This is a genomic window from Nocardioides humilatus (assembly GCF_008373755.1).
GTDB lineage: Bacteria > Actinomycetota > Actinomycetes > Propionibacteriales > Nocardioidaceae > Nocardioides > Nocardioides humilatus.
The window spans coordinates 45,415-64,232 of the sequence record NZ_VUJV01000002.1 but is presented as its reverse complement, the minus strand read 5'-3'; the positions used below and the strand labels follow the sequence as shown (position 1 = coordinate 64,232).

Here is an 18,818-nt window from a genome sequence, read left to right as displayed (position 1 = left end):
CTCCCTTTCAGACGAGGTACTGCGTCAGGCCGCGCTTGAGGTACTGCCCGTGACCGGCGCGCCCGTGGAACGCTCCGTCGGAGACGACCACCGACCCCCGACTGATCACGACGTCGACGTGACCGTCGATCTCGTAGCCCTCCCAGGCGGAGTGGTCCATCGCCATGTGGTGGGTCTTGCCGACCCCGATGGAGGTGTGACCGTTGGGGTCGTAGACGACGATGTCGGCGTCAGCGCCGGGCTGGATGACGCCCTTCTTGCCGTAGAGGCCGAACATCCGCGCCGGCGTGGTGGAGGTGAGCTCGACCCAGCGCTCCAGGGAGATCTGGCCGGTCACGACGCCTTGGTAGAGCAGGTCCATCCGGTGCTCGATCGAGCCGATGCCGTTGGGGATCGCGCGGAAGTCGCCGCGCCCCAGCTCCTTCTGGTCCTTCATGCAGAAGGGGCAGTGGTCGGTCGACACCATCTGCAGGTCGTTGGTGCGCAGCCCTTGCCACATGGCGTCCTGGTGGCCCTCGGCCCGCGAGCGCAACGGCGTCGAGCAGACCCACTTGGCGCCCTCGAAGTCACCCCAGGTCGGATCGCCGGTCGCGCCGAGCTGCTCCTCAAGGGAGAGGTAGAGGTACTGCGGACAGGTCTCGCCGAAGACGTTCTGGCCGCGGTCGCGAGCGGCTGCGAGCTGCTCGACGGCCTGCTTGGCGCTGACGTGAACGACGTAGAGCGGCGCGTCGGTGAGGTGCGCCAGCATGATCGCGCGGTGGGTGGCCTCCTCCTCCATCTGCCAGGCCCGCGCGATGCCGTGGAAGTACGGCGTCGTCTTGCCCTGGTTGTAGAGCTGCTCGGCGAGCACGTCGATGACCGGGCCGTTCTCGGCGTGCATCATCGTCATGAGTCCGAGCTCGCGGGCCTTCTGCATCGCCCGGAGGATCTGGTCGTCGGTCGCGTAGAAGACGCCCGGGTAGGCCATGAACATCTTGTAGGACGTGATGCCCTCGTCGACCAGCGTCTCCATCGCCTTGAGCGACTGCTCGTCGACCCCGCCGATGATCTGGTGGAAGCCGTAGTCGACCGCGCAGTTGCCGCGCGCCTTCTCGTGCCAGGCCGACAGCCCGTCCTCGACGCGCTCGCCCGTCTTCTGCACGGCGAAGTCGATGATCGAGGTGGTGCCGCCCCACGCGGCCGCGATGGTGCCGGTCTCGAACGTGTCGCTGGCCTCCGTGCCGCCGAACGGCAGCTGCATATGGGTGTGGGCGTCGATGCCGCCGGGGATGACGTACTTCCCCGTCGCGTCGATCACCTTGTCCGCAGTGATGCCCGCCGCCAGGTCGCTGCCCGGCGCCACGACGGCGACGATCCGCTCGCCGTCGACGAGCACATCGGCCTCGGTGCGACCGGTGGAGCTGACGACAGTGCCGCCCTTGATGAGGATGGTCATCGCTGCCCCCTTACGGCCGAGCGGTCATCGTGTAGGAGTCGGGCCGGCGGTCGCGGTAGAACTGCCAGTCGTCGCGCATCTGCTGGACCATGTCCATGTCGAGGTCGCGGACCAGCACCTCCTCCTTCTCGCCCGAGCCGCGCTCGCCGACGAAGTTGCCCCGCGGGTCGATGACCTGGCTGGTGCCGTAGAAGTCGACCGCCAGCTCGCCGTACTCGTTGTCCTCGCGACCGACCCGGTTGGGCTGCAGCACGAAGTAGCCGTTGGCGACTGCCGCGCACGGACCCTCGACCTCCCACAGCCGGTTGCTGAGCCCGGGCTTGGTGGCGTTGGGGTTGAAGACGATGTGGGCGCCGTTGAGGCCGAGCTCGCGCCAGCCCTCGGGGAAGTGCCGGTCGTAGCAGATGTAGGTGCCGACCTTGCCGACCGCGGTGTCGAACACCGGGTAGCCGAGGTTGCCGGGACGGAAGTAGAACTTCTCCCAGAACCGGTCGAGGTGCGGGATGTGGTGCTTGCGGTACTTCCCGAGGATCGTGCCGTCGGCGTCGACCGTCACCGTGGTGTTGTAGTAGACGCCGGTCTGCTCCTCCTCGTAGATCGGGAGGATCAGCACGATGCCGAGCTCCTTCGCGAGTGCCGCGAAGCGCTGCACGATCGGGCCGTCGGCCTGCTCGGCATAGCGGTAGTACTTCTGGTCCTGGGTGATGCCGAAGTAGGGCCCGTAGAAGAGCTCCTGGAAGGACATCACCTGCGCGCCCTGCGCGGCCGCGTCTCGCGCGAACTGCTCGTGCTTGTCGAGCATCGATTCCTTGTCGCCGGTCCACGTGGTCTGGCTGATAGCGGCTCGTACAACGGTCAAGGTCCACCTCCGCAGGGGGTCGGAAAGGGTCTTGCAGTTCTGTTATCGTCCGAGATGAACATTTCGCTCTGAAAACGGCGTTGTCAAGGTTTTGCACCATGCAACTGGCAGATCTCTCCGGTCTGGAGGACACGACGCCCCGCGGGATCGCGGGCGCGCTGAGCCGCGCCATCCGGGCCGGAGACCTCGCTCCGGGCGAGCGGTTGCCCACCGTCCGTGACGTCGCCGCCGAGCTCGGGGTCTCCCCCGCGACCGTCTCCGCCGCATGGCAGGCACTGCGCCGTACGGGTCTGGTCGTGGCTCGCGGTCGGGCCGGGACGTTCGTCAGTGACGCGTCCTCGGGGTGGCTCTCGCCCCGACAGCGCGACCTGGTCGGGGGCCTCCCCGACGGCCTGCCGCTCGACCTGTCGCGCGGCACGCCTGACCCTGCGCTGCTGCCCGACCTCGGGCCGGCCCTGCACCGGGTCTCGCAGCGAGCCGGCGTCCTCGCCTACCAGGACGAGCCGGTGCTGCCCGCCCTCCACGACGTGCTGGCCGAGTCGTGGCCCTACCCGGCCGAGTCGATCACCGTCGTCGACGGCGCGACCGACGGCATCATGCGGACCCTCGAGCAAGTGGTGTCGTACGGCGACCGCGTGGTGCTGGAGTCCCCGGGCTTCCCTCCGTTCTTCGACCTCGTCGAGGCGGTCGGGGCCGAGGTCGTGCCCGTCACCCTCGACGCATCGGGCATCACCCCCGAGTCGCTGAGGTCCGCACTCGACACGGCTCCCGTCGCCGTCGTCCTCCAGCCGCGCGCCCACAACCCCACCGGCGTCGTCATGACCTCCGCACGCGCCCAGCAGCTCGTCAGGGTGCTCAAGCGGCACCCGTCGGAGGTCCCGTGGCTGATCGAGGACGACCACTCCTCCGGCATCTCGGGCGCTCCCGACGTCAGCCTCGGCAGCTGGCTGCCCGACCGCGTCGTGCACCTGCGGTCCTACTCCAAGTCGCACGGCCCCGACCTCCGGATCGCAGCGCTGGGCGGGCCCTCCGCACTGGTCGACCGGATCGTGGCGCGCCGGATGCTCGGGCCCGCGTGGACCTCGCGGATGCTCCAGACGATCCTGCTCGACCTCCTCACCGCAGCTCAGTCGCTCGACGAGGTCAGCGATGCCCGGCGGCAGTACCTCGCCCGGCAGCGCACCCTGGTCGACGCCCTCGGCCACCACGGGATCGACCTGGCCGCGCCCGACGGGATCAACCTGTGGCTGCCCGTCGCCGACGAGCGAGCGGCCCAGGTGTCGCTGTCGGCCTCGGGCATCCGGGTCGCGGGGGGCACGCCGTTCGCGGCCTCCGGCGAGGCCGGGTTCGTGCGGGTGACCAGCGGGCTCGTCGCCCCCGACGACGCCGCCGACCTGGCCGTGGCGCTCGCCGCTGCGGCGGCTGCGGAGTAGGCCCCGAGATCGGCAGGGGAACCGATCCGGACCCGCCCCCGTCGTAACGAGCATGAGGCTCGCAACTCGACGTCCGTCTCGGTCCCTGATGGCGCTGGTCGCCGTACTCCTCGCTGCGTCGGGGTGCGCGGCCTCTGGGGGTGATGACGACAAGGCGTCGAGCGACAAGTTCAACGAGACGTCGATGGACCAAGCGGCCGACGCGCCCGAGGCGACGAGTGACCGCGACATGGCGGATCGCAGCGCCAATGAGGCCTACGGCGAGGCCGCGATGGACGGCAGCGCGGACATGCTCAAGAGCGTCGCCCGGCGACCCGAGCTCGAGAGCGACAGTCGCAAGTTGATCGCCAAGGGCAACGTGTCCCTGGAGGCCGACGACGTGCAGGTCGCGGTGAGCGGCGTGCGGGAGGTCGTCGACCACTACTTCGGTGAGGTGACCGAGCAGGAGGCGACCACCAACAAGGACGGCGACATCTCCACGGCCCGCCTGCTGCTCCGGATCCCGGTCGACTCCTTCGACAAGGCCTTCACCGACCTGCAGGCGGTGGCCGACCTCAAGTCGTCCAACACCGGCAAGGAGGACGTGACCACCGAGGTCATCGACACCAAGGTCCGGATCCGGGCGCAGAGGCTCAGCCTCCTCCGGGTGGAGGCGCTCTTCGACCGCGCCCAGTCGATCAGCGACATCATCCGCATCGAGTCGCAGGTCTCGCGCCGGCAGGCCGACCTCGAGTCGCTCGAGCGCCGGCTCAACTACCTGACCAACCAGACCTCGATGTCCACGATCACCGTGAACATCGCGCTCCCGCCGCCGGAGCCGAAGGAGAAGAAGGACAAGAAGAAGGAGCCCGAGGAGGCCGGCTTCTTCGCGGGCCTCGAGGACGGCTGGAACGCCTTCCAGTCCTTCGCCACCGACGTCGCGACCCTGTCGGGTCGGGTGCTCCCCTTCGCCGGCCTGTTCCTGGTCGTCGGCGGCCCGCTCTTCATCCTGATCCGCCGCTTCCGCCGCAGCGACGACATCGACGTCGTCGCCCCCTAGGCGGAGACCGCGGCCACCACACGCGAGCGCCGCTGGGGATCCGCCCAGCGGCGCTCGACCATGACCAACCGCGTGGCCGAGACGGCCACCAGGATCACCGAGAGCGCGACCACGAGGTCCGTCCGACCGAGGCCAGCGAGCGCACCCAGCACCATGGTGGTCGAGGTGGTGGCGAGGGCCAGTCGGACCGAGTAGCCGACCATCGTCAGCGGGGGCGCCGGCGTGGCGCGAGCCGAGCGGTAGTCGACCGCCTGCGGTGCCCGTGCCGACCAGCGCAGCCCGCCGCTGAGTGCCTGCCCGGTCACGACGACCAGAGCCGCCGCGGCGGCCACCAGGTAGGCCGCGGTCGGTCGCTCGGCCCGGATAGATCCGAGCAGGATCGTCAGGACACCAGCCCCGAGCAGCAGCTCGGCGAGCACCCAGCCGCGGGCGAGCAGAGGCACCGACGGCGCGACCGGGAAGGTCTCTCGCCACAGCATCCCGCGCCCGTCGAGCGCCCAGATGTTGACGCCGAAGAGGAGCACGCAGCCGGAGACCACGAGTCCCGGCAGCACGACCAACGTGTCCCAGGGCAGCGGGTGCGCGAGCGCCACCAGTCCAGGAGCGATCGTCAGGAAGCCGACGCCGCGCCGCACCGGGACGCTGCGCCAGACCGACCCACGGTCGAGCCGCACGAACGCCCTGAGGTCGGATCGCGCCGCACGGCGAGCCGGGTAGGAGCGGGACTCGAGATGGGCCTCGTCACGAGGCGGGCGCCGCGCCGCGAGCCGGGCTGCGTGACCGCCGAGGATCACCAGCGCGACGAGAGCCACGAGCAGCACGGCGAGCACGGGCAGCGGGTGCGGGAGGCCGCCCAGCTGTCCGATCGCGTCCCGCGCCAACGTCACTGACCCACCGACGACCAGCGCCGCTGCCGCCATGAACGCTCGCACTACGACGACGCCGCGCGTCCCACGACGCAGCCACTCGACCCACCACCCGACCACCTGGCCGAGCGCCGTCGCGCACCCGACCCAGAGCAACGCGACGGCCTCGGCGAGCACCAGCGCCAGCGGGTGGGGGCCGGCCACCCAGGCGGTCGCACCCAGGAGGCACCAGGTCTGCAGCAACCAGGCCGCGCTCAGCGGGGCGAGGACCAGCGCGCCGAGGTGGTCGGTGAACGGTCCGACCGGGTGGACCGCCGCCGCGTCCCGCGCCAGCACCTCCCGCCCGCCGCCCGACGCCACCGCGGAGCCGATGCAGAGCGCGACGATCGCGAGGAGGTACGCGGGCACGAGCCCTTCGACGCGCGCAACCGCCGCGGCGTCGCGGTCCGGCCACCAGGCAGGAGCGATCACGGCGGCGGCGGTGACCACGCCGATGGTGGCGATCGCGATCCGAGCGGTGCGGCGTCGGGAGGTCCGCGCGCGGAACCACAGCAGGTGCCGCAGGTCGGCGACGGCCGACCGCCACTCAGCCGAGGAGGGCGCGGTAGGCACGTGCTCCCTCCTCGCCCGCCATCGCCGCCGCTTCCACCGTCGCCACCCGGGCGCCGCCGCGCAGCACGCTGACCTCGCTGCACGCCTGGACCGCGAGGTCGCGCAGGTGCGTCGAGATCAGTACGGCGGCACCGCGCGCCCGCGCGTCGTCGACGACGTCCATCGTGGCCTCCACGCCGGTCGGGTCGACGCCGTCGAAGGGTTCGTCGAGGAGCAGCACCGCGGGCTCATGGAGGGCAGCGAGGACGACCGACAGCCGCCGGGACATGCCGTGGCTGAAGCCGGCCGTCACCCGGTGGGCGACGTCGCCGAGCCCGAACCGCTCGAGCAGGTCGCGCGCCTGTGGCTCCCAGTCGGTGAGCCGCCGCAACCGCGCCGACAGCTGGAGGTGCTCCCACGGCGTCGCTCGCGGCACGAGTCCGCCGACGTCGGGGCAGTAGCCGACGAGGCGCTTGACCTCGATCGGCTCGGTGCGGACGTCACGCCCGCACACCTCGACCCGGCCGCTGGTGGGCGGCACGACACCGGCCAGCACCCGCATCGTCGTCGACTTCCCCGCGCCGTTGCGCCCGAGCAGCCCGACGGCCTGACCGGCTCCCACCGTCAGGTCGACACCAGAGACAGCCTCGACCGCCCCGAATTGCACGCGTAGCCCAGCGACCGTGATCGCTGGGGCCTCCCTCCCCGTCACCGGTCCATGGTGCCGCGCGGATGGAGCGCCCGGGGCGAATCACTCGGACTCGAGCCGTTCGGGCATCACATCGGCACCACGTGTCACACGGGGCGGGGAAACCTGTCACTTCTCGGCCGTTGCAAACCCCGATAAGTGCAGGAATCCCCGGTGCACCGGGGATTCCTGCACCTCTAGCCCGACGACGAAGGGCCCGCCGCTCGCGCGACGGGCCCTTCGAAGGTGAAACAGATCAGGCGGGGAAGGACCCACCCGAGGCGGCGAGGTCACGCAGCCAGGCGGTGGCCTGGAAGCGCTCGCCGTACGTGGCAGCCAGCTCGTCGGCCCGCTTGAGGAACGCGGTGAGACCGATCTCACCGGTCGCCTTGTCCTCGTAGCCGGTCATGAACTGCGCGGCACCACCGGTGTTCGGCGGGAAGCCGATGCCCATGATCGAGCCGATGTTCGCGGCGGCCGCCGAGGTGATGACGCCCTCCTCGAAGCACTTCGCGGTCTCGAGGGCCTCGGCGAAGAGCATCCGGTCGCGCACGTCCTGGATGTCGGGCTGCTCGGCGGCCACGGGGAACAGCTCGGCGAGACCGGCCCAGATGGAGCCGCGCTTGCCGTCCGCGTAGTCGTAGAAGCCCGCGCCACGGAGGCGACCGGCTCGGCCGGCCTCGAGCATCTTCTCGACCACCGCGATGCCGGGGTGCTCGACGTAGCCCGCACCCTCGCCCTCGCGGGTCGCCTTGGCGATCTTCGCCATCAGCTCGAGGTTGAGCTCGTCGGACAGCTGCAGCACCGGAGCCGGGTAGCCGGCCGAGGTGGTGGCCCGCTCGATCGAGTACGGCGCCACGCCCTCCGCGAGCATCGCCATGCCCTCGTTGACCATGTAGCCGATGACGCGCGAGGTGTAGAAGCCCCGGCTGTCGTTGACCACGATCGGCGTCTTGCGGATCTGCAGGACGAGGTCGTAGGCCTTGGCGAGCGCCTCGTCGGAGGTCTCCTTGCCGGCGATGATCTCGACGAGCGGCATCTTGTCGACCGGCGAGAAGAAGTGCAGGCCGATGAAGTTCGGACGCTTGGCGGCGTCCTCGATGCCCTCGGCCAGACCGGTGATCGGCAGGGTCGAGGTGTTGGAGCAGAGCAGCGCGTCGGGGTTGACGTGCGGCAGGATCTCCGCGAAGACCTTGGCCTTCAGTGCCGGGTCCTCGAAGACGGCCTCGATGACGAGGTCGCAGCCCGCGAGGTCGGCCGGGTCGGCAGTCGGGGTGATCCGGTCGAGCAGCTCCTGGGACTTCTCCTCGGTCAGGCGGCCACGCGAGATCGCCTTCTCGTTGATGCCCTGGCTGTAAGCCTTGCCCTTGTCGGCGTTCTCCTGCGCGACGTCCTTGAGGACGACCTGCATGCCGGCCTTGGCACAGACGTAGGCGATGCCCGCGCCCATCATGCCGGCGCCGAGGACACCGACCTTGGTGCCCTTGAAGGGCTCGATGCCCTGCGGGCGGAGCGAGCCGGAGTTGATCGCCTGCAGGTCGAAGAAGAACGCCTGGATCATGTTCTTCGAGCCCTGGTTGACGACCAGGTTGGCCAGGTAGCGCGACTCGATCCGCGAAGCGGTGTCGAAGTCGACGTTGGCACCCTCGACGGCAGCCGAGAGGATCGCCTTCTGCGCCGGGTAGTCCGCGCCCTTGAGCTGGGTGCGGAGCAGGGCCGGGAACACCGGGAGGAAGCCGGCGAGAGCCGGGGACTTCGGGTTGCCGCCGGGCATCTTGTAGCCGGGGGCGTCCCACGGCTGGGCCGAGGCCTCGGGGTTGGCCTTGATCCACGCCTTGGCGGCCGGGACGAGCTCCTCGCGGGTGGCGACCAGCTCGTTGACGAGGCCCTTGGCCTGCGCCTTCTGCGGGTCGAACTGCGGGCCCTGGAGGAGGTAGTCCATCAGCGCGGACTGGATGCCGAACATCCGGACCGTGCGGGTGACGCCACCGCCACCGGGGAGCAGGCCGAGGCTCGCCTCCGGGAGACCGATCTTGACGCTGCGGTCGTCGACGGCGATCCGGTAGTTGCAGGCGAGGGTGATCTCGCAGCCACCACCGAGCGCGGCGCCGTTGATGGCGGCCACGACCGGCTTCGGGAAGAGCTCGAGGCGACGCAGCGCGGCCTTGATGCTCTCGCACTGGCCGAACACGTCGACCGCGTTCTCTCGGGTGGTCTGCGTCATCAGCTTGAGGTCGCCGCCGGCGAAGAAGGTCTTCTTCGCGCTCGCGATGACAACGCCGGTGACGTCGTCCTTCTCGGCGTAGAGCCGGTCCACCGCGGCCTCCATGGAGGCGCGGTAGAGCTCGTTCATGGTGTTGGCGCTCTGGTTGGGGTCGTCCAGCGTCAAGGTGACGATGCCGTCGGCGTCCCGCTCGTAGCGCACAGCGGTCTGAGTGTCAGTGCTCATGAGTGTTGATTCAGTCCTGTCTTGAGTACGGCGTCAGACGCGCTCGACGATGGTGGCGATGCCCATACCGCCGCCGACGCAGAGCGTGGCGAGGCCGCGGCGCAGGTCGCGCCGCTCGAGCTCGTCGATGAGCGTGCCGAGGATCATCGCGCCGGTCGCACCGAGCGGATGACCCATGGCGATGGCGCCACCGTTGACGTTGGTGATCTCGTCGCTGATGCCCATGTCGCGCATGAAGCGCATGGCGACCGCGGCGAAAGCCTCGTTGATCTCGAACAGGTCGATGTCGCCGACCTCGAGACCGGCAACGGCCAGTGCCTTGCGGGCGGCCGGGGCCGGGCCGGTGAGCATGATGACCGGGTCGGCACCCGACACGGCGGTCGCGATGATGCGCGCACGCGGGGTGAGACCGAGGTCCTTGCCCACCTGCTCGCTACCGATGAGGGTCAGGGCCGAGCCGTCCACGATGCCCGAGCTGTTGCCGGCGTGGTGGACGTGGTTGATCTTCTCGAGCCAGTGGTACTTCTCCAGCGCCACGTTGTCGAAGCCGCCGTCAGAACCCATCTGGGCGAAGCTCGGCTTGAGGCCGGCGAGGCCCTCGACGGAGGTGTCGGGACGCACGGTCTCGTCGCGGTCGAGGATCGTCACGCCGTTGAGGTCCTTCACGGGCACCAGGGCGCCGTCGAAGTAGCCGTTGGCCTGCGCCTTGGCGGCGCGGTGGTGCGACTCGGCGGCGAACGCGTCGACATCCTCGCGGCTCCAGCCCTCGAGGGTCGCGATCAGGTCGGCGCCGATGCCCTGGGGCACGAAGCTGGTCTGCAGCGCGGTGCGCGGGTCAGCGGCCCAGGCGCCACCGTCGGAGCCCATGGGCACGCGGCTCATCGACTCGACGCCACCGGCAACGATCAGGTTCTCGAAGCCACCGCGCACGCGGCCGGCGGCCTGGTTGACGGCCTCCAGACCCGAGGCGCAGAAACGGTTGAGCTGCACGCCCGCGACCGTCTCGGGGTAACCGGCGGCCAGCGCCGCGGTCTTGGCGATGTCGCCGCCCTGGTCGGCGACCGGGCTCACGACACCGAGGATGACGTCATCGACGCGGTTGGTGTCGAGACCGGGGTTGCGGACCTCGAGCTCCTTGAGCAGACCCACGGCCAGGTCGACCGGCTTCACCTCGTGAAGGGAACCGTTCGCCTTGCCCCTGCCGCGCGGAGTGCGGAGGTGGTCGTACACGAATGCTTCTGCCATGACCGTCCTTGCTGGATTCGGGGAACACGCGCAGAGTGCGCGCGAGAAGTGGCTGCACCGATTGTGACACTATTACTGTCATGGTCAAGGGTGAGGGTCATGCGATGGACATCACACGTAACCCGGCGGACTCCGCCGGCGAGGCGCTGCTGACGCTCGAGGAGCTGACCAAACGCACGGGACTGAGCGTGCGGACGGTGCGCTTCTACACGACCAAGGGCTTGCTGCCGCCGCCCGTGCGGCGCGGCCGGTCGGGCTACTACAGCCCCGAGCACCTCGCTCGGCTCGAGCTGGTCCAAGAGCTGCAGAGCCACGGGTTCACCCTCGCGGCGATCGAGCGCTACGTCGCGGGCATCCCCGGCGACGCGACGCCCGAGGACATCGCGCTCGCCCGGACCATGCTCGCGCCCTGGCAGTCCGACCTGCCGGTCGAGATGGACCACCGCCGCCTCGAGGCGAAGGCCGGCCGCGAGCTGAGCGACGAGGACGTCGCCACCCTGCAGGCACTGGGCGTGCTCCGCCGGCGCGGCTCGGCCTACCTCGTCGCCGGCAACCAGCTCGCCATCGGCATCCGGCTCCTCGAGCTCGGCTTCCCCCGCGAGGTCGCCGTCGCCGCGGCCGCGGTCTACCAGGAGCACGGCGAGCAGATGGCCAAGGAGCTCTACGAGGTCATCAGCGACAAGCTCGCGCCCCTCTACGACGACCAGCGCAGCGACCACTTCCGTGAGGTGATGGAGCGGCTCAAGCCGCTGTCGGTCGGTGGCCTGGTGACGGCGTACGAAGCCGCCGTGGCCAGGGCCGCGCGCAACCCGCGCTGACCGACCCCGCCACGACGACGGCTTTTGTGCGTCAGTTGGCGACGGTGAACCGCTGCCGCACGTGCTGCGGCTGCTCGATCTCGTCGACCAGCGCGACGGCGTAGTCGGGGATGGAGATCTGGTCGCCCGCCGGCGTCTCCAGCTCGACCTTGTAGGACCCGGTGCGCTCACCGGGGAGGATGACCGGCGCGGGCGAGAGGTAGGTCCAGTCCACGTCGTCCGCAGCGGCACGGAGCAACGCCAGGGTGTCGGCACCCTTGAGCGCCTCGGCCTTGTAGATGTCGGGGAACTGAGGAGTGTCGACGAGGCGGACGCCGTCGACCGTGAGGCTGCCCGCGCCGCCGACGACCACGAGCCGTCGGTCGCCGAGGGTGGCGACGAGGTTGGCGATGCTGTCGGCGAACCGGGTGCCGTCGTCGGCCGCCCGGCTCGGGCCGATGGCCGAGACGACCACGTCGTGCTTCTCGGCGACAGCGGTGGCGAGGTCGGCGTCGAGCGCGTCCCCGGTCAGGTGGTCGCGAGCGTCGGTGCCCCGACGGCTGATGCCGGTGACCTCGTGGCCGCGCGCGCGGGCCTCGGCGACGATGGCGCTGCCGATGGCACCGGTGGCTCCGTAGACGGCGATCTTCATGGTTCTCTCCTTCGATGATGGGTTCGTCATCGACGGTATCTATTGGATACTGAGTACTTCAACGTGCTATAGATACCTTGTGGAAACCATGGACTACCCGCCGGACGCCTTCGCTCGTGCGTGTGCGTCGCGCGTCGTGCTCGATCGCATCGGCGACCGGTGGACGGTCCTGATCGTCGTCGCCCTGGCCGACGGCCCGCTGCGCTTCTCCCAGCTGCGGGAGAAGATCGAGGGCATCACGCCGAAGGTGCTCACGCAGACCCTGCGCGCGCTCGAGCGCGACGGTGTCCTCACCCGCACGGTCTTCGCGCAGGTGCCGCCGCGGGTCGACTACGAGCTCACCGAGCTCGGCCGCGACCTGCTCGCACCGATCGACGCGATCCGGGTCTGGGCCGAGCAGCACGCCGCCCGGATCGTCACCAACCGCGAGCGCTACGACGAGGCCGCCGACCAGCTTCTCTAGCGGCGACCGGAGAACGACGCGGCGCTGTGCCCGCCGCCCGAACCGGAACCCGAGCCCGAGCCCTGCCGACGACCGGAGCCGCCGCTCTTGGCGCGGTTGCCACCGCCCGAACCGTTGCCGGAGCCGTTGCCCTTGGACCGGTTGCCGCCACCGGAGCCGCCGCCCGCCTTGGGCGCGCCGCCGCGGTTGCCGCCGCGAGCCGAGCCGGAGGCCGACCCGCCGCGCTGACCGGGCTTCCGCGACCGGCTGCCGGTGCCGCCGCCACCGCTGCCCTGAGGGCGCGAGGGGGCCGTGCCGGCGGCGGGGACGATGCCGCCCGGAAGGGAGCGCTCGCCGGGGGCGAGCTCCTTGAGGACGGGGTGCGCAACGGCGTCGACCTTGGTCGTCGTCGGCTTGATGCCGGCGGCGCGGGTCAGCGCGCGGACGTCGCCGATCTGGTCCTGGGTCATCAGCGTGACGACGGTGCCGGCGGCACCGGCACGCGCCGTACGGCCCGAGCGGTGCAGGTAGGCCTTGTGCTCGGCCGGCGGGTCGGCGTGGACGACCAGCGAGACGTCGTCGACGTGGATGCCGCGAGCAGCGATGTCGGTCGCGACGAGGGTGGTCGCCGTACCGCTGTGGAAGGCCTCGAGGTTGCGCGTGCGCGCGCCCTGGCTGAGGTTGCCGTGGAGGTCGACCGACGGCACGCCGCTCTTGTTGAGCTGACGCGCGAGCGCCTTGGCGCCGTGCTTGGTGCGGGTGAACACGATCGTCCGGCCCGGAGCACTGGTCAGGTCGACGAGCACCGGCACCCGGAGGTCGCGGTGCACGTGCAGCACGTGGTGGTCCATCTTGGCGACCGGCGACTGCGCCGAGTCGGCCTGGTGGATGACGGGCTTCACGAGGAAGCGCTTCACCAGCACGTCGATCGCGTTGTCGAGCGTCGCGGAGAAGAGCATCCGCTGGCCGTTGGTCGGGGTCTGGCCGAGCAGGCGGCGGACGGCCGGGAGGAAGCCCAGGTCGGCCATGTGATCGGCCTCGTCGAGCACGGTGATCTGCACGTCGGCAAGGCTGCAGTGGCTCTGGTTGATGAGGTCCTCGAGCCGGCCGGGGCAGGCGATGAGGATGTCGACGCCGTTCTTCAGCGCGCTGACCTGCGGGCCTTGGCCCACGCCGCCGAAGACGGTGTGGGTGCGCAGGCCGGCCGCGTCGGCGAGCGGACGGAGCGTCGCCTCGATCTGGCTGACGAGCTCGCGGGTCGGCGCGAGGATGAGCGCGCGCGGTCGGCGCGGGGCCGCACGGCCACCGGCGGCGAGGCGGGCGACGACCGGCACTGCGAACGCGTAGGTCTTGCCCGAGCCCGTGCGGCCGCGACCGAGGAGGTCCTTGCCGGCGAGGGAGTCGGGCAGGGTCGCTGCCTGGATCGGGGTGGGGGTGGTGATGTTGTTGCCGTTCAACACTGCGAGGAGGTTGGCGGGCACGCCGAGATCGGCGAAGGTCGTGGTCAAGAGAGTCTCTCCGAAGGCCGCGTCGAACCGGGGCGGACTCCTGCTGGCGTCTCGCCGTGCTGTCCCGCCGGCGGCGGGAAGGGAAGCGGGCCTCAGCTACGAGGAGCGCTGGACTGGGTGTCCGGTTGCGCGAGATCCGGGGCAAGACTGGCCGGACCGATGACCACAGCCTAGGGGCGCGGGGTCTCCGCGCAGCAATCCTCGCCTACGTGAACTGCAGCACTCCGTCGTCGATGGGCGCTCGGCGGACGACCTTCTGGTCGACGTACCAGTTCTGCTCGAGCCGCCACGGCGCCTTGGCGCCCTCGCCTGGGAGCAGGTGTGCCGAGCGCTGGACGTACCCCGAGCTGAGCGGCATGAACGGCCGCCGCTCGACCGAAGGGTCCGGCACCGGCGAGGCCACCCGTCGCCCGGCCTGGTCGAGGTGGGCGAGCAGCCGGCACACGTAGTCGATGACCAGGTCGGCCTTCAGGGTCCACGACGCGTTGGTGTAGCCGAGGGTGAAGAAGAAGTTGGGGACCTCGCTGAGCATCAGCGCCTTGTAGGCCAGATGTGACGCGTAGTCCACGCGCTCGCCGTCGACGACCATCTCGATGCCACCGAGCGGCACCTGCATCTGGAAGCCGGTCGCCGACACGATCAGGTCGGCGTCGAGCTCGGTGCCCGACGCCAGCCTGAGCCCGGTCGGCGTGAACGACTCGATGGTGTCGGTGACGATCGACGCCTCACCGTTGCGCAACGAGCGGAAGAGGTCGCCGTTGGGCACGAAGCACAGCCGCTGGTCCCACGGGTCGTACGGCGGCGCGAAGTGCCGATCGACGTCGAAGTCGGGCGGCAGTTGACGCACGGCCTGCTTGCGCAAGAAGGCCTTCGACCGGGCGGGCCAGCGCATGCTGAACTTGTAGAAGCCGATCGAGTTGGCGATGTTGGTCCATCGGGCGACCCGGTAGATCACCCGGCGCGGCATCCGCATCCGGGTGAGCAGTCGCGCGACCGGGTCGTGCCGCGGGCGGTTGATCACGTAGGACGGGGTCCGCTGCAGCATCGTCACGTGGGCGGCCGCACCCTCGCCCGCCGACATCGACGGCACCAGGGTCACCGCGGTGGCTCCGCTCCCGATCACGACGACCTGCTTGCCGCTGTAGTCGAGGCCCTCGGGCCAGTGCTGCGGGTGCACGATCTGGCCCTGGAAGTCGGCCATGCCGGGCCAGGTGGGCTGGAAGCCCTCGTCGTACTTGTAGTAGCCCGCGCACGACCACAGGAACTGGGCGGTCAGCGTGACCGTCTCGCCGGCGGCGGGGTCACCGACCGCCGCGACCACGGTCCAGTGCCCCGCCTCGCTGTCCCACGCAGCACTCTGCACGCGGTGCCGGTAGCGGATCAGCCGGTCGACGTCGTATTCACGGGCGACGGTGTTGATGTATTCGCGGATGAGCGTGCCGTCGGCGAGCGCGATGTCGCTGTCCCACGGCCGCCAGGTGTAGCCGAAAGTGAACATGTCGCTGTCGGAGCGCACTCCGGGGTAGCGGAAGAGGTCCCAGGTGCCGCCCTTGGCGTCGCGGCTCTCGAGCACGACGACCGACTTCCCGGGTAGCCGCTCCCTGACCTGTGCGGCGGCGCCGACGCCCGAGAGACCGGCTCCGACGATGAGGACGTCGACGTGCTCCATGGACCTACTGTTCCACCTGGACGGCGACTCCGCTCTCGATCAGGCCGTCGACATCGGCGATGCCCCAGGCCTCGAGGGCGACCCGGGTGTGGGCGCCGGCGACGGGCGAGGGCGGCAGGCCGAGGGTGGCCTGGGTGCGGGAGAAGCGCGGGGCCGGCTGCGGCTGCACGATGCCGTCCTTCTCGACGAGGATCTCGCGCGCCTTCATGTGCGGGTGGTCGACGGCCTCGGAGAACTTGAGGATCGGTGCCACACAGGCGTCGGTGCCGTCGAAAATCGCGCACCACTCGTCGCGGGTCTTCTCCAGGAATCGCGCAGCGAAGAGCGCGCGCATCTCGTCGAAGCGGTCGAACTCGAACTGACCCGGCACGGTGTCCTTCACGCCCAGCAGCTCGATGAAGGCAGCGAAGAACTGCGGCTCGAGCGCACCGACCGACATGTGCTCGCCGTCGGCGGTCTCGTAGATGGAGTAGAACGGCGTACCGCCGTCGAGCAGGTTGCTGACCCGCTCCTCCTTGTAGGTCTTGCCGGCGAGGAAGGCCGCCAGCATCGTGTTGAGGTGGGCGGTGCCGTCGACGATCGCCGCGTCGACGACCTGGCCCTCGCCGGAGACCTTGGCCTCGAGGAGCGCGGCCAGGATGCCGATGACGAGGTAGGTCGAACCGCCGCCGAAGTCACCGACCAGGTTGGCCGGGAACTGCGGCTTCTCCTTCACCTGGCCGAGCCCGTGCAGGGTGCCGGTGATGGCGATGTAGTTCATGTCGTGGCCGGCCGCCTGGCTCCACGGGCCGTCCTGGCCCCAGCCGGTCATCCGGCCGTAGACCAGACGCGGGTTGCGCGCGAGCGCCTGCTCCGGACCGATGCCGAGCCGCTCGGCGACCCCGGGGCGCATGCCCTCGATCAGTACGTCGGCACCCGCGACCAGGTCGAGGACCACCTCGGCCGCGGCCGGGTCCTTGAGGTTGAGCGCGACGCTCGGGCGACCCCGGTTGAGCAGGTCGTGTGCGCCGCCGGTGAGCAGCTGCCCGCCCGGCCGCTCCACGCGGATCACGTCAGCGCCGAGGTCGGCGAGGATCGTGCACGCGTGCGGCCCGGGGCCGATGCCGGCGATCTCGACGACCTTGATCCCCTTGAGGGGACCGGTGCCCTGACCCAGTTCGATGCTCTCGAGCGTCATGCGGGTGATTGTGACACAAGCACTGTCACAGTTGCACTGGCAGTCTCGCGAGCGACTACCCCGCGTGCACGATCCGCTGTAGCTCGAAGTGCATGGGGTCGGTGTAGTTCCAGTCGCCACCCCAGGCGAAACCCCAGCGCTTGAAGATGCCCACGACGGTGCGGTCGATCTGCCCGACGGTGCCGCGCTGGTTGCCGGGCACGTTGATGTCGAAGGCCAGTCCGAAGGAGTGGTTGGAGAGCGTGGTGCTGCCCGCGATGAAGCGCGGGTAGAAGCAGCCGGCGTATTCACCGGGGTGGATCTTGTCGGCCAGCCCGGAGGTCTGGATCTCCTCGAGGGCCTCGCGCAGCTGCGGCATCATGAATTTGTTGCAGGTCATCTGGCCGATGATCGGCATCGTCTCGGTGACGATGTGGGCGCTCACCCAGGACGGGTCGGGCTGCACCCGGCCGCCGCCGATGGGGCGGTAGTTGTAGACACCCACGGCGTCGGCGAACGTGCCGACGTACTGCACCGACTGCACGGCGTGCGGGTCGAGGCCGTACTGCGCGACGACGTCGAGGTCGGTCATCGAGATGTCGCCGACGATGCCCTTGAGCTTCTTCTTCAGCGCCTGCGGGGAGATGCCCCCGGTGTTGAGGACGAGGCCGTTGTTGTCGGGCAGGCCGAGCGCCTCGCCCCAGGCGGCGTTGACGAAGGTGTCGATCGTGCCGATCTGGGGGCCGTAGGCGCCGACGTGGATCGGGAAGGTCTGCTCACCCGAACCGACCTTGAGGTAGCCGTTCTTGTCGAGCGGCAGCCGGTCCTTCAACTCTTCCGCGACGCCGACCTCACCGTCTGCGATCCGGTCCCACTGCTCCTGGAAGTCGGCGCTGCGCTGCTCGACGAAGCTGCGGTAGCCCGCGATGTCGGCGGCGGCGACCCGGTAGCTCTTGTTCTCGGCGGAGAACTGACCGATCGACAGGGGTACGGCGGCGGTGACCGCCTTCTGGCCCGCGATCTTGATCGCGAGGATCCGATCGACCACGCCCTCGGGGATGGTCTCGGCGCTCACGAGCAGCATGTCGTCGCCGTACAGCGCTCCCTCGCGCGGGCCCGGGGCGTCGACCGTGTGCACGGCGTAGGTGACGTCGGAGTCGTCGGGAGTGCCGTGGTCGCTCGGGCCGGTCGCGCCGGTGCTCGTGGTGGAGGCGGCGTTGCTGGTCTCGTTCTTGGGGTCAGCACCGGGACCGGCGCAGGCAGCGCTGAGCAACGCCACGGCGCCGGCGATCGCCAGCAGCCGGGCGCGACCGTGCTGCGCTACCCCCATAGAACTTCCCTCCCCCTCCGAGGGTAGTTCGGAAACCCGGGTGAATCCCAAAAGTGCGTCAGCCCAGGACGCGCGCCGCCACCCAAGCGATGTCCTCGCCCGTGGTCGCGGGGTCTCCCGACGGCTGCATGACGTGGCTCAGCACCAGGCGCACCACCATGTCGATGCTGGCCTCGAGCCGGTCCTCGGGGAGGTCGATCTGGTAGCCCGCCAGTCGCTCGCCCACGACCATCTTCGCCGCGACGAGGAGCGACTCGGCGTGCGTCGTGAGGAGCGGCAGCAGCTCGGTGTCGGCGCCGTGCGTCGCGGAGACGACGGCGTGGAGGAGGGCGTTGTTCTGGGCGTACTTGAGCACCCGCCGCGCTGAGTCGCGGATCGCCTGCACCAGGTCGGTGGGGTTCTCGTCGAAGGAGCGCACCACCCCGGCGAGGAAACGGTCGAGCTCGCGCAGCACGATCGCCTCGGCGAGGTCGTTCTTGGTGCCGATCTCGTTGTAGACGGTCTGCCGGCTGACACCGACCTCGTCGGCGAGCCGGGCCATGGTGACCCGCGCCCATCCCTCGCTCGTGATCACGGCAGCGGCCGCGTCGCAAAGCCGGTCGCGGATGCCACCGACGGCGACCGGATGTGCCCCCGAGGGCTGCGCGCTCACACGAGCG

16 protein-coding genes are annotated in these 18,818 nt (G+C 70.2%); 4 read left to right on the top strand and 12 right to left on the bottom strand.

The genetic code is table 11. From position 1 onward, the window contains the following. Positions 1-7 precede the first annotated feature (7 nt). Entirely contained in the window at positions 8-1,435 is a 1,428-nt protein-coding gene (gene hydA, locus F0U44_RS07255; RefSeq protein WP_149727639.1) for a dihydropyrimidinase, read from the bottom strand. Between the two features lie 10 nt (positions 1,436-1,445). Further along, positions 1,446-2,294, bottom strand: a complete 849-nt coding sequence (locus F0U44_RS07250; protein WP_149727638.1) for a nitrilase-related carbon-nitrogen hydrolase — start codon at positions 2,292-2,294, stop codon at positions 1,446-1,448. A 98-nt stretch (positions 2,295-2,392) separates the two neighbouring features. Between F0U44_RS07250 and F0U44_RS07245 the strand changes: the two genes are divergently transcribed. Further along, the gene (locus tag F0U44_RS07245; protein WP_149727637.1) at positions 2,393-3,727 is read left to right on the top strand and encodes an aminotransferase class I/II-fold pyridoxal phosphate-dependent enzyme; all 1,335 of its coding nucleotides are present in this window, start codon (positions 2,393-2,395) and stop codon (positions 3,725-3,727) included. A 52-nt stretch (positions 3,728-3,779) separates the two neighbouring features. Next, positions 3,780-4,766: a DUF4349 domain-containing protein gene (locus F0U44_RS07240; RefSeq protein WP_149727636.1), complete on the top strand. Its 987-nt coding sequence runs from the start codon at positions 3,780-3,782 to the stop codon at positions 4,764-4,766. Here the strand turns inward: F0U44_RS07240 and F0U44_RS07235 are convergent. From F0U44_RS07235 to F0U44_RS07220, 4 genes are all read right to left on the bottom strand, one after another. After that, positions 4,763-6,244 carry an amino acid adenylation domain-containing protein gene (locus F0U44_RS07235; RefSeq protein ID WP_149727635.1) on the bottom strand — a complete coding sequence of 494 codons (1,482 nt, stop codon included), beginning with the start codon at positions 6,242-6,244 and terminating at the stop codon, positions 4,763-4,765. The genes F0U44_RS07240 and F0U44_RS07235 overlap by 4 nt on opposite strands. Continuing rightward, a complete protein-coding gene (locus F0U44_RS07230) occupies positions 6,219-6,935 on the bottom strand; it encodes an ABC transporter ATP-binding protein (RefSeq protein ID WP_149727634.1) in 717 nt (238 codons plus the stop codon). Before F0U44_RS07230 ends, F0U44_RS07235 begins: the two co-directional genes overlap by 26 nt. 232 nt (positions 6,936-7,167) lie before the next feature. After that, positions 7,168-9,360 carry a 3-hydroxyacyl-CoA dehydrogenase NAD-binding domain-containing protein gene (locus tag F0U44_RS07225; RefSeq protein WP_149727633.1) on the bottom strand — a complete coding sequence of 731 codons (2,193 nt, stop codon included), beginning with the start codon at positions 9,358-9,360 and terminating at the stop codon, positions 7,168-7,170. A 33-nt stretch (positions 9,361-9,393) separates the two neighbouring features. Beyond that, the gene (locus F0U44_RS07220; RefSeq protein ID WP_149727632.1) at positions 9,394-10,605 is read right to left on the bottom strand and encodes an acetyl-CoA C-acetyltransferase; all 1,212 of its coding nucleotides are present in this window, start codon (positions 10,603-10,605) and stop codon (positions 9,394-9,396) included. Positions 10,606-10,709: 104 nt separating this feature from the next. Here F0U44_RS07220 and F0U44_RS07215 point away from each other — a divergent pair, with 104 nt between their 5' ends. Continuing rightward, a complete protein-coding gene (locus tag F0U44_RS07215; RefSeq protein WP_149727631.1) occupies positions 10,710-11,423 on the top strand; it encodes a MerR family transcriptional regulator in 714 nt (237 codons plus the stop codon). 31 nt (positions 11,424-11,454) lie between these two features. On the opposite strand, the gene F0U44_RS07210 is transcribed toward F0U44_RS07215, so the two are convergent. Then, entirely contained in the window at positions 11,455-12,054 is a 600-nt protein-coding gene (locus F0U44_RS07210) for an NAD(P)-dependent oxidoreductase (RefSeq protein ID WP_149727630.1), read from the bottom strand. A gap of 88 nt (positions 12,055-12,142) precedes the next feature. On the opposite strand from F0U44_RS07210, the gene F0U44_RS07205 reads away from it, so the two are divergent. After that, positions 12,143-12,517 carry a winged helix-turn-helix transcriptional regulator gene (locus F0U44_RS07205; RefSeq protein ID WP_149727629.1) on the top strand — a complete coding sequence of 125 codons (375 nt, stop codon included), beginning with the start codon at positions 12,143-12,145 and terminating at the stop codon, positions 12,515-12,517. Here the strand turns inward: F0U44_RS07205 and F0U44_RS07200 are convergent. The 5 genes from F0U44_RS07200 to F0U44_RS07180 form a co-directional block, all read right to left on the bottom strand. Then, complete coding sequence (locus F0U44_RS07200) at positions 12,514-14,004, bottom strand: DEAD/DEAH box helicase (RefSeq protein WP_149727628.1); 1,491 nt, start codon at positions 14,002-14,004, stop codon at positions 12,514-12,516. The genes F0U44_RS07205 and F0U44_RS07200 overlap by 4 nt on opposite strands. 205 nt (positions 14,005-14,209) lie before the next feature. Next, positions 14,210-15,673: a flavin-containing monooxygenase gene (locus F0U44_RS07195; protein ID WP_149727627.1), complete on the bottom strand. Its 1,464-nt coding sequence runs from the start codon at positions 15,671-15,673 to the stop codon at positions 14,210-14,212. Between the two features lie 4 nt (positions 15,674-15,677). Beyond that, positions 15,678-16,850, bottom strand: coding sequence for a CaiB/BaiF CoA transferase family protein (locus tag F0U44_RS07190; protein ID WP_149727626.1), 1,173 nt, complete (start codon positions 16,848-16,850; stop codon positions 15,678-15,680). A gap of 55 nt (positions 16,851-16,905) precedes the next feature. Then, entirely contained in the window at positions 16,906-18,159 is a 1,254-nt protein-coding gene (locus tag F0U44_RS07185) for a M15 family metallopeptidase (protein ID WP_149727625.1), read from the bottom strand. A gap of 58 nt (positions 18,160-18,217) precedes the next feature. Next, positions 18,218-18,811 (bottom strand): TetR/AcrR family transcriptional regulator, encoded by a 594-nt coding sequence (locus F0U44_RS07180; RefSeq protein ID WP_246160353.1) that lies wholly within the window; start codon positions 18,809-18,811, stop codon positions 18,218-18,220. Between the last annotated feature and the right edge of the window lie 7 nt (positions 18,812-18,818).